Raw genomic sequence first — 14,812 nt, 5'->3', positions numbered from 1 at the left:
CTCCTTCGTGCTCAATCAAACACCAACGACCACTGCCTTTGTTACATAGCCGCCAGTTAAATCAATATCCAACTTTTCTACCACTGCCCCACGGTATACACCATATTCCGTTTCAATATCCGCTAAATCACCAACGCTTTCCCGATCTAGGATAAAAGAAAGAGATTGCTCGATACGATATTGGTAAATATCAAGCAACCTCTGGGCAATTTCATTACTATTCATAGAATGTATTAGTCTGCAATCCACTTTTTCAATGAGTTCCTTTTCTCCGGCGGGAATATTAGGAAGTCTTTTTTGTATGGTCTTTTGGCTGTAATCATACTTCTTACCTGAAACCGTACATTCTCCCGCCGCAGTGCTATTTACAATACAGTAATTTACGCCAAATTGTATAATTGTTCCACGACTGACCGAAATATTTGAAGCTGGCTCACTAAATATGATTGTATTACTACCCACTTCAAGATTCACTTTGCAAATTTCCTCTGACATTGATTTCAAAGTAAAATTGTGCTCCACAACATCCACACCAGTTACTAAGTTTCTCAACTTTACTTTCGTACCTATGTGCTTTCGGTTCATCCCAATTTGTGAAGTTGGTACACTGGTTATCTCGGGGATTTTCTTAATATTTACCGTTCCGCCTCGAGAAGTTGATACAAACCCGCCGATTGAAAAAACCACCATTTGTAAGGCCTCACGGTGAGAGCAGATAGGTATATGACCTGTCACCGTCTTATTTCGCAAGGCGTTATCCAGTGCATAACCAAACCCTGCGCCCTCCATAATTTCCCCAACCACATCAGCTGCAATCGCATTTTTATACAACGCTCCCATAAAGGTTGTTCCGTCCATAATACCGATTGGGTCTACTGCAGAAATGGATAAAATCTTATTTGTCTGGCTTTCCATTTCATCCACAAAAAATGTACCCATATGCATCTTTTCTTCATTTTTCGTTCCGGAAACAATTAACTGCTGTTTTCTCTGCAACAACGTGTAAACCCCGGAAGGATTAAAAATATTGAAAGCATCATCCCTGCTGAACATGCTGAAATCCAAGGTGTTTACTGATAAGGTAAGCCCTGTCAAATCGATTTCCTCTAATACCTTGGCAGTTTTTAATTCTGTACTGCCAAACTCCTTGATTACACCGTGCATGATATTCTGCACCTTTAAAAATCGGTATGGCTTGTTCATACTCCGAAAGGTAATGATAATTTTATTGTAATTCTCGACCTTTTGCATGCATGCATAACGCCAACTATCAGGCGAAAAATCCAAGTTATATAATAGTGTTGTCCCTTGATACCACTTAATGTTTAGATCATTGCAATAGCTGTTGTCGTATGGATTAAACTCAAAGGTAAGGCCTAAGCTTTCATGCAGATTCTGAAAAGAAAGGGTTAATACAATAGGCACTACAAAGTGCCCATCCTCTCCCGCCATAGTAGAGGACCATATGCCCCAGGAAATATCCTGAGGATTATCCGGGAAGGTGTTAAACGTACCATCAAGCTTCCAGTAATTCTGTTCTAATGTAGCTGCTTTGGGCGGGTATACCCCCTCAAGCTTGAGGTCGTTTAAGTTGATAAATGGCTGCTTATCCACTGCGGAGGTTGTAGTATCCATTTTTGCAGTCACATCCACCAGACCAAATGAAATATCAACGCTTGTTTTTGCCATGAAATCACTTCCTTGCTGGCTCTTTGGCGATTAACTTAATGCTTAACCCACCCCAATAGTTTTTGTTATTGTGTACCCGTCTTAGTGCATCACCAGCCGTGGTAATATACCCACGGAAAGAAAAAGTACCGGTTGTCCCTGGTACAACAAAATCATGAAACTCTACTGGCTCTGTTACCTTGTTCCACAACTTTTCATATTCCGTTATATTTAATGCTAAGTTAGGAAAAGTCAATGTGTAGTTAAAATACACACCAATGATTTCACGCTCTAAATCTCCACCCTCAGTTCGGGTGGCGTATTTATCCAGAACAGGGGCTTCCCGCTTGATTTCAACCACAGGAATATTAAATGTAACACCATCTATAGAAAACAAAGCTGCCAACTATAAAACACCTCCCACACGCAAAGATACACCTACACGGCTTTCCTCTTTCTTAATGATTGGTAGAAAGGTTCTACCTATTTCCCTTTTATCCAGCTCCAAAATCACTGTTGTACCACTACCACCATCCGTTGCCCCCAAACCAGCCAATTCTTCTCTCATGATCTGACGAATCAAACCTTCGGGCGCTTCCAGGTTTCGACCGCTTTTCTGGTCACCCAGGACAGCAAGGAATTCTTGATTAGGTGGAATTACTGCCCCCGTGGCAAGCATTGGTACCGCCATAGCAGCACCCGCAGCCAATGGTGCAGCCAGTGTGCCACCCGATAAAACCAACCCCGCTCCTACAGCAACGGCCGCTCCTATTACCAGTGTAGGTACTAACCAGCTCTTGTTCTCTTGCCACTTTGTACTGATACTTTCACCAATACCACTCATTAATTCTTTAAAGTTTTCCCAAATAGTTCTAAAGCCGCTTAACATATTGTTTGCCATTCCACTCGCTGCATCCCAAGAAGCTTTAAGCATTCCCTCTCCCCATTTGACAAAATTTTGAGACATTGAATTTATCCATGCTGCTGAGTTAATACTGGTTGTTTCAAGTGCAGCGTTCCAGTTATCAATAGCATTTCTTGCCGTATCATATACTGCTGTAGATATGTTCTGTTTCCATCGCTGGAAGCCAGTTGAAGTTTCTGAAATCCACGCATTTGCATTTGCGATCATTGCATCTTTAGTTAAACCAAAATTTATTCTTGCATTTGCAAAAGCCATAGCTGCATTACTAATCGCAGTATCGAATACAATCTGAGAGTTTCCTAAAGCGTATTCCAGCGCATACTGCAGTTGAAAAGCGAACTCTGTTAATTCTCCATAAACCAAACCCAATTCTTGTTGTAAAGTTGGTACCAATCCCCATTCTGGTTCATAAATAGGCAACGGTAGCGGAGGGAACTCTGGCACAGGTATTCCCGGTGGAACCAGACCCCACTCAGGTCTATAAACAGGAACTGGTAATTTTGGAATTACTGGCTGAGCTATTACAGGTTGTATTACGAAATCTTCAACGTCATTTTTTAGTCCCACCAACAACTTTTTTATATCGTCCGTAAAATCCTTAACTCTGCTTTTCGTATTTTCAAGAGTTCCTTTATCAAAAGCAAAATCTGGAATATCAAAATTTCCGATACCGCTCAAACCGCCACCTAAATTATTTTGCAGCACGTCTAAATCATCAAAGTTGGCCAGTGCATTTTTTGCAGCAGCACTCGCACTTTTAATTCCGTCCGCTAAACCCTCTTGCCCCTCTGCAGCATCTAAAGACGTTTCTGCTAAATTCCCTACTGCCCCTGATATATCCTCAGTAGAATCATTAATTGATTCTCCAGCCAACATATGATAGACAGCTGCAACTGCCTTTGCAATACCTACTAATGCCTTTACTACCTCGTTTAAGAACTGAACTACAGGGATAAGAACTTTAATAAGACCACTGCCAAGGATACCTAAAAACTCCTTCCAGTTTTCGCTTAAAATACGAGTCTGATTTGCCCAACTATCACTTGTTCTTAAAAAGTCTCCTTGAGCTAACGATGTTTGCTGCATAACATATGCATATCTAAGTTGTATCATCTCCGCTTGGCTCATTGTAGCAATTTTCTTTTTAATACCTTGGGTATATGCAAATTGCTGTAGATTTGACTGTGTCATAACGACACCGATTTGCTTTAGACTTTCCGTTTCACCCGTCCAAATCGATTTCATCATTGTATCCACTTCTTCAAAAGATTTATTGTAAAAGGACGCAACGTCGCCAATTCGTTCTGTGGCACCAATAGCCATATCTGCTGCTCTTTTCATAGCAATTCCAGAACCTCTTCCCATTGCCATATATGTAGAAGCGAATTGTTTTGCTGCCAATTGACTCATACCTAAGCTCTCAATGGCATTCTCTGCGAATTCATTACATCGATCTGACATACTACCAAATGCTGTATTAACGACATTCTGTACTTCTTGTAAATCTGATGCTAAAGAAATAGCTTGTCTCCCAACTTCAACTATCTTCTTCACAGTAAAGGCCGCTGCAAATACCGTACCAAGTGCTCCCGCTGCAATCTTTAGCTTGGATAATTTACTAGGAATTAGTGATATCTCCTTGTTAAAATTTGATGTTTCAAGTCTGGTATCAATTCTTATATAACCATCATAACTAGTCGTCATAAATACACCCCCTTTCTGTTTTTTACATAAAAAAAGCACTCACTATTGAGTGCTAAAATTAATTAATTTATACATATTAATCCGTATAATAAAAATGCAATAAACAAAATTGCTAGAGATAATAACGCATGTATTAAGTAAAGCCTATTTCTTCTTTTCTTAAAAAAGCACAGTATCATATTTATTAAATTACCAAAAAAACAAACACTAGCGGCAATCATAGCAGAAAGGAATAAACTTGCTAAATTTGTACCTCCTGCAATAAAGCATAAGCTAAAAATTACAATAGACATTGTTATTACTATTGTCGCTGCAGTACTAAAATACTTAGCATGACGTTTATATGGTACTCCACACTCAGAGCAAAACTTTCCAGTACCCATCTTGCCACAAGCAACACATTTTTTTTCGATCTGATCATAAGGATATAAATCCGGTGAACCAAATAGGCCCATAATAATTGCCCCTTTCGGAAAACTCTAATAATATCATACTGCAATTTCCAATATTTTTCAATATCTTCCGTAAAGGCGATTCATAAACTCATTTCTGGAATTAACATCTTCATTACTTTCTTTAATGTCTAACAAAAACAGCTTTCTATTTTTTCTCCAAATCTCATTTTCCTCTTTTGTTAATTTTCCTGCGGCATATCGCATTCGATAATAAATAATTTTACTCATGACACAGTCATCAGGCATCTCCATAAATGCAGAAACAAATTCCCACCAATGAACGGCCTCTCCCAGCGATAGTCTTCCTTGTAAAACTTGATCCACTGCAGAAAAAATATATTTATCGTCCTGACAAAAAGAATATACTTTCATACCTGAGCCTTGCATTTCTTCCACTCCGCAGTTAAGGAACAAAAGAACTTTCTGAATAGCCATCTCAATGTTAGCCGGGACTTGCCGATACATAATTTGCAACAAAATAGATTGTTTCTCAAAATTAGTTAAATCATCATCATCTAAAGCTAATAAAACTTTAATACAATCTCTATAATTTGTTGTAATTTCAAACAACTCTTCACCTACTTTAACCTTCGTAGGGTATCCAGAAGTTAGATAGTTACTCATTAAAGCACCCCGTTCGTGTTTTGCAAATACGGCCTAACTTTATTTTCACGTGCCTTTTTCACATACGGAACTATCCCAACCAAAAACTGCTCAAACATATCCAAACGTAAAGAGTCCTCAAAAACTGCTTGGCTTGTTCCATTACCAAATACATAATCAATTTGATTCTTTATATCCTCGCACATTGTTTTGTAAAGCTTTAAACCATCCTTATCTTTCATATCACTGCTTTTATCTATTTCTTCCGCTTTTTGAACATACTCCATTTGCTTTCCTTCAATGAAATCCACAAGCTCATAATACCGGCTAACAAAGCCAACATCATCTGGAGCAAATGTAATTACTCGATCAGGATCATCATTTATCATTAGACGAATTTTACCATCGTTATACTTAATACTTTCCATACCTTACCCCCTTATTTGCATATAAAGAAATCAGGGCACCTTTACACAATTGATGCCCTGAAAACAAACACAGCCTCACGCATCCTCAGTAAATGCTTTTGTACTTGGATTAAACGTACCAGGTACGGGATCACCCACAAAATTAATGGTAAAATTAATGACGTTCGAACCGCCACCCTCTCCGCCAAAATCGTCAATCTGAATGGAGCAGGTATTCTTTTCAGCTGGATAAGCCCCACCCGTTGCGGTTTCGTACAAATAAACAAGGCACACCTCGCTTCTTGCTTCATCCAATACAGCTCTTTTCTTCCTTAAGCCATCTACAAAGTCGAATACAGGATCACCTTGAACCGCAGTCATAGGAACGCTGGATGTTGGTTTGTAGCTTTCCACGTCTGTGGTACCGCTATCCTGATGGATATATGTTTCATCACTGGTCTGGGGGTTATAGCTTACCGTCATACCGGTAACACCTTCCCCAACCAAAGACCATGAGCCCCCTGAGCCACTGCCCGTTTTTAAAAACGTAGCAAATTTACTCCTTTTAATTTTTCCCATATATGAATCACCCTTTCTGTAATTTTAATTGTATTTGAATTTGATACGTCCCCTTGCCATCTTCCCCAACATCGAAAAGAAGTACATTTGTGGCGCTCATTTCTTCTACTTGATAACCTTTAATAACAGGGAATACCTCATTTTCATTGTTATCTTCTATCCACTCAAAAAAGTCATCAAGGAATTCATAATTATCCTGCCGATCCGCTTCACTTCCAACGTATTCCTTTGCATAAAACACGTAATTGTTTATGTAGGTGCGCTTACCCAAAATATCGGTAATAGTTTTGCTGTTTCCCGATGGTGCCAAGGCATAGCTTTTTACCTCAGTATCCGTCCCGTCGGTCATGATAGGCTGCAACTCCATCCCTTCAAATTGTTCCAAATATTCCTGTACTGATTTTAAGATGCTCATTAAGAATTACCTCCTGCCCTTCTTCTTGCGCCAATGATGATACTTTCTTTATGGTCAGCCTTCATCCGTTCAAACCAAAGCTTTCCTCGTTTCGGTGCCCCTTTATATGTAATCGGAATGTCTGTGAGCTGCTTTGGAGCTCTGCCAGCCATTACATATCCATAATACTGATACTTTGCATAGGGGGCATTATAGACCACAAGCCCGCTGCCAATTACTGTTCCAAGCTGGCCGCTCAATTTCAGCATGCCGCTTTGAAATGGAACATATGGATCAGACAGCCTTAAAACTTCGTCGTCAACATATATTTGGGCGGCGTTATATCTACCGTTCCATTTAGGCTGAAACTCTGGATTCCATATGAGCTGAGCCTTACCTCTGGAAGTTTGAATGATTCTGCCTCTGGGCGTTTCAATGTACTTCCCCATGACTATCTCCCCCCTACCTCATAGTGTTTCAGTCCACCAAAGTCAAATCTATCAACTGTTGTGATTGTTCGCACATCCCCCAGAGGATACAGCTCTGACGGCTTTGATTGCACTTGATAATCAACAATGCCTTTCAGTACCATATCCTTTTTTAAAGGTTCAAAATTGCAGGAATGAGGAATAAACAGCCTTAAAGAATTTGCATCCTTAAGGCCGCTTTTTATAGTATTAAACGCCTCTGAATCCTGCCAGAGTACGCCATAGACATAATATCTTTTCCATATGCCATTTTCATTTCTATAAACTGTGATAGTATGTGGAAACATAAAATCACCTCATTCCTTGATACAGCAGTCCTGTGTGGAGCAAATACTGCTTTGCAATATTATACTTTTGGATATTTAGGTCTTTTTTCGAGGTGTAGCTTACGGACCATGCTCCAACACTTTCACTATTTTTACCCTGGCAGCTTTCCTCTGATACGATAATCTCAGCAATAGCGCAACAGGCCCTTTTTAATTCATTCCCACTGTCACGAAAAGACTTAGCGTTCCGCATTGTAATTGAATCAAGATATTCACTTGCTCTTTCTGCCAAGCGGTCAAACTCTTCAATCGAAGGAATTAACCTACCGAAAAACTCTTGGGTATAATACTCATAAGAGGCGTAAGCCATTGCTTACACCCCCTTAGTCATTTGCAATAAGCGTAATCTCTTTGGAAACTGCTGCACCGGAAACAACAACCGTTTCTGTTACAGTGGAGAAACCTTTTTTCTTAATCTTGGCGGTATATGTACCAGCTCTCAGATTAAATACTGCAATACCACTTGCATTGGTCTTAAGTCTTGCACCGTTCATTTCAACAACGACCCCACCGATTGCTTTTGGCATTTCTGCATTGTCTGTCACAGTAAAAGTAACCGCCCGTGTTGTAACCGCTGTTGCTGGTTCTAAGTAAGCAAAAGGACAACCCACTCTATCCTCGTCAATCCTTGTTGCAGGGTTTGGTAAAGCCCAACCCATTCTAAATACAACTCTGAGGGCAATCATATCCTGCTGTGCAAGGTTGTACACAATTTCCTTTGTGGTAGGATTTTGAATCACACCCTGATCCAGAATTTTCACCGTAATGTCCTGTCTGATTGCATAAACAGCACGCTTAAAATCACCAACAATCATTTGGCACACACTGTTGTCAAAGGAACCATTGTCAGGGAAATACATAGGCGCACCGTCCAGGGCATACTGTGTGGATCCCTGCATATCCGTCTTGAAAATTGGTTGGCCGTATTCCGTTTTCAGGCCCCTCAATTTGGCTCTCATTCCCATTCCGGAAATAACGCCTGTTGCCATATAGCCGTCCTCTTCTACCTTGGAGATTACCCCGTTTTCGCCCATGATTAAATCATAATAGTCAGGATTAGAAGCAACAGAAACATTGTTTCCTGCTTGTCTTGCTCTCGAGATAATATCTAAGTCCCAATCACTAGGGCGATTGATACCGAAAATAACTGCACTGTCTACTCTCTGGCCAATTGCTTCAACAACCCTTGGCTGTACCTCCCCAAGAATATCAAAGGATGCATCATCCAATACCGCCTCAGGAATGGGTACAATTACCGCAAGCTCTGCCGCAGTGAGATACACATTGTCCCATGCTTGTTCACTGGTCTGCTTAAAGCCCATATCACCGTTAACCCAGTATGCCATAGGCAGCATATCCAGTACCGGCATTCTGGTTTGTTTGCTGGTCATGTTGGGAAGCTTTCTGGCCATCCCCATAAATACAGAGGACTTTGGTGTGTCCTGCTGAATGGTGTTAATCAATTGCTCCTGAATTAAAGCCTCGGCCTGTTCTCTTGAAATTGGCATAAATTATTTCACTCTCCTTTTCCAAATGCAGCTCTTAATGCTGCGTTCGCTTCTTCTTTTTTATCATTTCCACCGTCTGTGCCTGACTGTTTGATACCTGTTTTAAAGGCAGGCTTTATATCCTCCTCAAACAGAAAACCTTTTGTTTCTTTTACGCTCTTTAACTGCTCCTCGAATCCCAAAAGCTTGTCACCATCCAGTTTAATCAGCTCCATGTTTAAGAATGGCTTTACAGCTTTTGCATCCCTTACCTTTGCACCAACCAAAGCAGTTTCCAGTGCAGAATTGAGTTTTAATGCATGAATATCATCGTTGTATTTCTTTTCCCAAGTGGCAGCATCACCCTTAAGCTTTTCAATATCAACCCCATCAAACTTGGCCACAGTGTTTTTCAGGGTTGTAATTGTTGTGTTTGCAGTAGTGAGCTCGTCTTGTACTGCTTTGATGTCTTTCCCATTTTCGGCCATGATACTATCCACATTTTCCTTTGAAAGCCCCATGCCCTCTAAAAAATCACGTTTCATATTTTCTCCTTCCTAGGCTACGCTTTTCTACGAGGTTGCGTTTCTCGTGCCTCGCCTGTATATCGCTCAGGCAAGCGAAGTCTCTGCATCAAAAAAGAGCCTGTTTAACGTCTGTACTCAAAGACGAGATAAAAGGGATCACCTCCACGCTACAAGCCCATTGGTAACTTTTTCATTTTGGTATCACCCCCTAATTTATTATATGAAAAAACCACTCAAACGTTTGTTTAAGTGGTTTAATGTAACAGCTTTTCCAAAAAATCAAGCACATAACTATTTTTACTTTTAATTTCACAGCCATCGTTCAGATCTAAAGAAACAAAGAAATCTCCTTTTTCGCAATGTCCATCTACAATATCACAATAAGGCAACGACCTTACTTTTTCCAGAGTGATTCCTTGATGATCTCCTAAGCTTTTTAAAATATTATGAAATAGAACCCGTTCATCTTCTCTGTTGAAGTTACAAGGTCCTAGTATAAACAGTTCACCTTGAATATCTCTATAGGTTTTCATAATCAAACACCCGCCTTTTCATCAAAGTCCTTATTTGTGGTTTGACTGCTTCTCAAAATGTCCTGATAAGCTTCTTCATCAGATAACCCATACTTCTTTTTCTTATGCGCAACCAATTGTTCAAATGTTCTGCTTGGAAATTTCTCCTGAAGCTCTTTCCTTGCAACCTCATCACGCATTAATTGTCTGGCCTGCTCACGATATTGAATTCTTAAACTACAAGCTTTACGTGCACGTTCTTCCAAAGGCAACTGCTGGTCAATAGAACTCAAAATGCTTTCATCATGGTGTTTATACCACTTTCGAACCGCTCTATTGCTAAGCTTTCCCTTGTACCTATCCATTTGCGAAAAATCAAGGGTTTTAAGATATTCTTCAGCATCTTTATTTAATCTTATTATACTATCTTTTCCTGACTTTACAACACCATTCGTGTAAATTTGTTCCCTGTTATACTGTCGTTTTAGTCCCGTCTGGTCAATGAAATCTCTTTGAGCCGCCTGCCACTTAGATATTTTTGCACTTGCCTCCTCTGTGGGTAGCCCAGCGGCTTCCATGGCTTTTTTCTCACGCTTCCAACGCCGTATATTTCGTTCAATGCTTCGTTGTTGCAGTGAAGCTTCATACTCCGTCATTTTCTTCCTATTATACTCCACGTTCTTTGAATTGTAGCCCTTTAATTCATCATTCGTGTATGCTCTTGGAGAACCCTCTAAGTACGGATAGAAGCTATGTCGGCAGTTCCATCCTCCAAGACCTGCGCCTGTTCCATAACCCGTGGAGCTTTTAAAATCAGGATACTTTTTACTCTTGCCGCTTAAGCTGAATACTTTTCCCTGCCATTCCGCATGAGAAGGTCTGGCACCGGCGTGGGCGGTGGTCTCCACAAGGTCACTGCCCATTTGCTCCGCTCTTGCCTCTTGCAGTTTTAACGCCGTCTGATTCACTCCGGTAACAACAGCTCGTCTTACTGCTGTTTCCAAGCTGTCTATCTTACCTGTGGGATATGTAATGGATCCAACACCATAACGAGCCAAGTCCTTTATAGCATTTCTAACACTGGTTTCCTTGTCGAATGCACCGCTTATAATCTGCATATACGCCCGATCCAAGGCATTTTCTAATTGCTTTGTTGCAGTACCGGCAGTTGTATTGGTCAAATTCTCAAACAGTCCGTTTGTTTTTCTTATCCCAGTGTTAATCACATCCAGCAAAGCAGGGGAGGCAGAAATGGGAGGAACGTTAAGCCCTGCAGCTTTATAAATTCTATCATCAAACTTTAGGGCTTTCATGCCCGCTTCTTCCATTAGGGCTTTTATTTCTTCCTGAGTCATGCCCGTTCTGCTGGCTAAGGCTTTTATGATCCAGTCCTCAAAATTACCCAATTCAATTAGCTTATCTCGCTGCCATTGTGCCGCAGGTATGTAATAATCATAAGTACTTAAGCGCCTTGCCATATCGGCAAGAATATCTTGCTCCAACTGACTGTACAGCTCAATTAGATTTTCGGGAAGCTGTTCAATATACTTTGGTTTCAGCATTATTCATCACCAAACCCCATCAGCATATTGTTGCTCTGTGAATCTGTAACATTTACCTTTGCCTCTTCCTCCGTTTCACCAAAGAACCGTACTCGATATTCCCACCTTTGCCGAATCCCATCCCTTATTTCCTGTAGAAACTGCTGTTTCTCCGCAGCCGTATCCTCAATAATGCTATCGTCAAAGTTAATCGTTACTTGTATTTCATTCCGATACCCAAGCATGGTTGCAATGGCCTTAACTAAATGAATCAAAGCCCCTTCAAGAATAAGTTCATGCTTCCTGAGATTTTGATATAACTCAGATTTTTCGCTAACCACTTCCGTTGCTGTTTTCAAACCGCTATTCTCAAATTTATATCGGTCTTCACCTAGTCCGCACTTATCCGATAATAAGCTCAATGCTCTGCTGATTGCCTTTTCGTGCGCATCAGCTCTGATTTCCATGTTGATTTCCTGTATCTTTTGATTCTCTTCTCCCTCGATACCCAGTGAATAAAACTCTGTGTCATTATCATCGAAGAGAGGGCCCACAGTGCCGCTGTCCTCAATCATCATTCTAGCCATGGTATTGGGCACGATAATACGCTTTTTCCCTAAGCGGAATTCATTTAAGTAACTGTCATACACCAAATCCACGCCTTCAAGCTGATCTATTGCATTGGCGTAAACAGAAACACCCATAGGACAATCTAAATCCACATTGTTCACAATGTTTGGAGTAATCACCTGAAACCAAGGGACGCTACTCCCCGTGTTGTATTCCTCCACTAACCCTTCGGGGAGCTCCACGGCGGTTAGATTGTTTCCGTTCCTCTCAAACATACGATTCTTGATAATATAGAATCCATTTTCCTGCCTTTCATGAATGTTCAGGTATACCAGTTTCTTTTTGCCATTGACTCGCTCACTAGCGAAAGCACAGCTTAATATCTCGCCGTTGTCCCATTGTAGAGGATAAATCATGCTTGCACGAATATAGTCAATGCAAATCTTTTCACCATCCAGGTATTCCACAAATGCCCCTGTACCTAGGGCATAGGCTATTTCAAGTAGCTGATTTCCTTTTATACGAAAGTTATTGGCTTCCAGTACATCGTGAACGGCATTGTTGATACTCTGATTATCGATTACAATACTGACTTTTTCGTTTAGCTCAAGGTTCGCCCAGTCCTCGCATACCTTTTTGGCCATACCCAAGGTTTTTCTGGTTCTGTTTATTTTCTTCATGCCGTTGTACTGCCTGTAGTTGTGAAACTGTACAACCTTGCCTTTGTACCAGCTAAGCCATAAAGCAATCTTTGCATAATAGCTGTTGTCAACAGAGTCATATCCTTCTCTACTTAAATACTGTAAAATTGCTTGCACCCTATCACCCCCTTATATACTCATAATTGCTTTCATATATGGCTCTGTGCTGTACTCCTGGGCGTCAAGGCTGTCAATATTTGTTGTGCCATCGTCCAGCCTTTTGTCCTTTGTTATATATTTACTATCCCACAAAGCAGTCCGAAAAGCCTCTATGGTGTAGATGCAGTTTTTAGATATTTTGTAACGATCCGAGGACATCAGCCTGCAATAAAATCTAACTCTGTCATTTACTTCTTTTTTCATTGCCGACTTTATTGAGATTGCTATTCCTTTCTTGGCACAAGCATTTCTAAGCCCTTGGATCAGCGTTGTTTCGGCACTGTCGCAGTAAGCTTCTGCAACCTTGTACTTTGATTTGCACATTTCCACAAAATCAACAAAGTCCTGCTCAAGCTGAGTAGGACTGATAATTTCTTTTCTGTAGTATTCTTCTAATGTCACAACTTCTTTCATGGACTGTGTAAAGCCGGTGCAACTAAAAGCATGGGCAGATCCATTCCCACCAAAGTCAACGCCGATTGTTGCAAATGCTACCTTAGGCTTTTCTTTTAGGATGAACCTTTCCGTATCATCGGCAAATAAGCGATAAATTGCACCCTCTGCCGCAACCCATAGCCCAAGTATGTATCTGTCGTAAAAAATGGTACCCTTGTACTCCTTTTTCAGGTTTTCCACAAACTCTTTTGAATTGAAAGGGTTATCATCAATCGTGTACTGTTGCAAATATAAATCCGCATCACTTTGCAGGAACTTGTGAAACCAATGATTGGGTCCCTCAGGGTTGCACGTACCATCAAACTTGCTATAACTTTTATCCAAACGAGACTTAAGCATATTGAAAACATCCGGATGCCAGGTCACTACCTCGTCACCGTAGCAATACTTTATGCTGGATCCTCGTATGCGGTTTACTTGATTTATTTTATCAGCGCCTAGACAGTAACACTTTTCCCCAAATAGCATCGCCGTATTGTCAGAACGAATATCAGAGACAAGCTGCATTCCCCAAATGTTCTGAAGGGGTTCAATGATATTGCGCTGTAACGTACCCTTTGTGTTGCCCAGGATAACCACAAGCCCGTCCTTGCCTACCACAGCCCGAATGCGTTTCGGTATCACATAATAATCCATGTACGTCTTGCCGCTTCGTGTAGCCCCTGATTTTACATTCCAGCGGGATTCAGCATTGTTCCAAAATTCCTTTTGTTTATCACTTAGCTGCATGATTAATTCCCTCCAGAATAACATCTAACTTTTCAAGAGCTTCTTGGTAATTATCACTCTTTTCAAACATTCCTAAATGCTTTCCAAGGAGCTCAAGAGCTTTTACTTTGTCACAAGTCTCCACAACCACTCCATACTTACCGTGTTTTATACCGGCAAGTGCCCTCTTCTTTTCCTCTGGCAGCTCATCAGTAAGGGTTAAATCCACCGTTTTGTATTTCAAAGGGTTGCCCGTTTCTGGATCAATGATGGTGTTACCAAATTCATCTTTTGCTATCTTTTCAATAACCTTAGCAAAGTCGGAACCGTTAGCAAATCCAATAGAAGCTAACTCACGAAGGACCATATCCTGCGTAATTTCAGTACGTTTTTCCCGTTCCTTTATGCGTTTTTCGATATACGCCGATACCTTGACATTTCTCAACAATCTACTACCTGCCTGAGCTGCTACATCATCCTTTTTCACATTGGGATAAGCCACTTTGTACGCTCTGGTGGCATTAAGGTCGATCAAATATTCATCTGCAAATCGTTTCTGTTTTTCGGTCAATAATACCACCTCACTTTCTTCGCATTAAAAA

18 protein-coding genes are annotated in these 14,812 nt (G+C 40.7%); all 18 read right to left on the bottom strand.

Annotated features, from left to right (window positions below; translation table 11 throughout):
* Window positions 1-15: 15 nt before the first annotated feature.
* Complete coding sequence (locus tag CPRO_RS14810; RefSeq protein WP_082754215.1) at window positions 16-1,689, bottom strand: hypothetical protein; 1,674 nt, start codon at window positions 1,687-1,689, stop codon at window positions 16-18.
* 4 nt (window positions 1,690-1,693) lie between these two features.
* Window positions 1,694-2,074 carry a hypothetical protein gene (locus CPRO_RS03840; RefSeq protein ID WP_066048026.1) on the bottom strand — a complete coding sequence of 127 codons (381 nt, stop codon included), beginning with the start codon at window positions 2,072-2,074 and terminating at the stop codon, window positions 1,694-1,696.
* A complete protein-coding gene (locus CPRO_RS03835) occupies window positions 2,075-4,297 on the bottom strand; it encodes a hypothetical protein (protein WP_066048024.1) in 2,223 nt (740 codons plus the stop codon).
* Window positions 4,298-4,359: 62 nt separating this feature from the next.
* Entirely contained in the window at window positions 4,360-4,752 is a 393-nt protein-coding gene (locus CPRO_RS03830) for a hypothetical protein (RefSeq protein WP_066048022.1), read from the bottom strand.
* 57 nt (window positions 4,753-4,809) lie between these two features.
* Window positions 4,810-5,376: a Gp15 family bacteriophage protein gene (locus CPRO_RS03825; RefSeq protein ID WP_066048020.1), complete on the bottom strand. Its 567-nt coding sequence runs from the start codon at window positions 5,374-5,376 to the stop codon at window positions 4,810-4,812.
* Window positions 5,376-5,783 (bottom strand): DUF6673 family protein, encoded by a 408-nt coding sequence (locus CPRO_RS03820; RefSeq protein ID WP_066048018.1) that lies wholly within the window; start codon window positions 5,781-5,783, stop codon window positions 5,376-5,378. Before CPRO_RS03820 ends, CPRO_RS03825 begins: the two co-directional genes overlap by 1 nt.
* Before the next feature lie 75 nt (window positions 5,784-5,858).
* Window positions 5,859-6,341, bottom strand: coding sequence for a phage tail tube protein (locus tag CPRO_RS03815; RefSeq protein ID WP_066048015.1), 483 nt, complete (start codon window positions 6,339-6,341; stop codon window positions 5,859-5,861).
* Window positions 6,342-6,348: 7 nt separating this feature from the next.
* On the bottom strand, window positions 6,349-6,756 hold the full coding sequence (locus tag CPRO_RS03810) for a hypothetical protein (protein ID WP_066048013.1): 408 nt from the start codon (window positions 6,754-6,756) through the stop codon (window positions 6,349-6,351).
* Window positions 6,756-7,184, bottom strand: a complete 429-nt coding sequence (locus tag CPRO_RS03805) for a minor capsid protein (RefSeq protein ID WP_066048011.1) — start codon at window positions 7,182-7,184, stop codon at window positions 6,756-6,758. Before CPRO_RS03805 ends, CPRO_RS03810 begins: the two co-directional genes overlap by 1 nt.
* Before the next feature lie 2 nt (window positions 7,185-7,186).
* Complete coding sequence (locus CPRO_RS03800; RefSeq protein WP_066048010.1) at window positions 7,187-7,510, bottom strand: DUF6751 family protein; 324 nt, start codon at window positions 7,508-7,510, stop codon at window positions 7,187-7,189.
* A gap of 4 nt (window positions 7,511-7,514) precedes the next feature.
* Window positions 7,515-7,859 carry a head-tail connector protein gene (locus tag CPRO_RS03795; protein ID WP_066048008.1) on the bottom strand — a complete coding sequence of 115 codons (345 nt, stop codon included), beginning with the start codon at window positions 7,857-7,859 and terminating at the stop codon, window positions 7,515-7,517.
* A 13-nt stretch (window positions 7,860-7,872) separates the two neighbouring features.
* On the bottom strand, window positions 7,873-9,057 hold the full coding sequence (locus CPRO_RS03790) for a phage major capsid protein (RefSeq protein ID WP_066048006.1): 1,185 nt from the start codon (window positions 9,055-9,057) through the stop codon (window positions 7,873-7,875).
* An 8-nt stretch (window positions 9,058-9,065) separates the two neighbouring features.
* The gene (locus CPRO_RS03785; RefSeq protein ID WP_066048002.1) at window positions 9,066-9,581 is read right to left on the bottom strand and encodes a phage scaffolding protein; all 516 of its coding nucleotides are present in this window, start codon (window positions 9,579-9,581) and stop codon (window positions 9,066-9,068) included.
* A gap of 236 nt (window positions 9,582-9,817) precedes the next feature.
* Window positions 9,818-10,096: a hypothetical protein gene (locus CPRO_RS03780; RefSeq protein ID WP_066048000.1), complete on the bottom strand. Its 279-nt coding sequence runs from the start codon at window positions 10,094-10,096 to the stop codon at window positions 9,818-9,820.
* Between the two features lie 2 nt (window positions 10,097-10,098).
* Complete coding sequence (locus tag CPRO_RS03775; RefSeq protein WP_066047998.1) at window positions 10,099-11,637, bottom strand: phage minor capsid protein; 1,539 nt, start codon at window positions 11,635-11,637, stop codon at window positions 10,099-10,101.
* On the bottom strand, window positions 11,637-13,004 hold the full coding sequence (locus CPRO_RS03770; protein WP_082754214.1) for a phage portal protein: 1,368 nt from the start codon (window positions 13,002-13,004) through the stop codon (window positions 11,637-11,639). Before CPRO_RS03770 ends, CPRO_RS03775 begins: the two co-directional genes overlap by 1 nt.
* Before the next feature lie 12 nt (window positions 13,005-13,016).
* A complete protein-coding gene (locus CPRO_RS03765; RefSeq protein ID WP_066047997.1) occupies window positions 13,017-14,231 on the bottom strand; it encodes a PBSX family phage terminase large subunit in 1,215 nt (404 codons plus the stop codon).
* Window positions 14,218-14,790 carry a terminase small subunit gene (locus tag CPRO_RS03760; RefSeq protein ID WP_236782379.1) on the bottom strand — a complete coding sequence of 191 codons (573 nt, stop codon included), beginning with the start codon at window positions 14,788-14,790 and terminating at the stop codon, window positions 14,218-14,220. Before CPRO_RS03760 ends, CPRO_RS03765 begins: the two co-directional genes overlap by 14 nt.
* Between the last annotated feature and the right edge of the window lie 22 nt (window positions 14,791-14,812).

The sequence above is a fragment of the Anaerotignum propionicum DSM 1682 genome, from assembly GCF_001561955.1.
In the GTDB taxonomy this organism is placed as follows: Bacteria; Bacillota; Clostridia; order Lachnospirales; family Anaerotignaceae; genus Chakrabartyella; species Chakrabartyella propionicum.
Note: the sequence above shows the minus strand (reverse complement) of the source record. Positions and strands in the feature narration are given on the sequence as shown.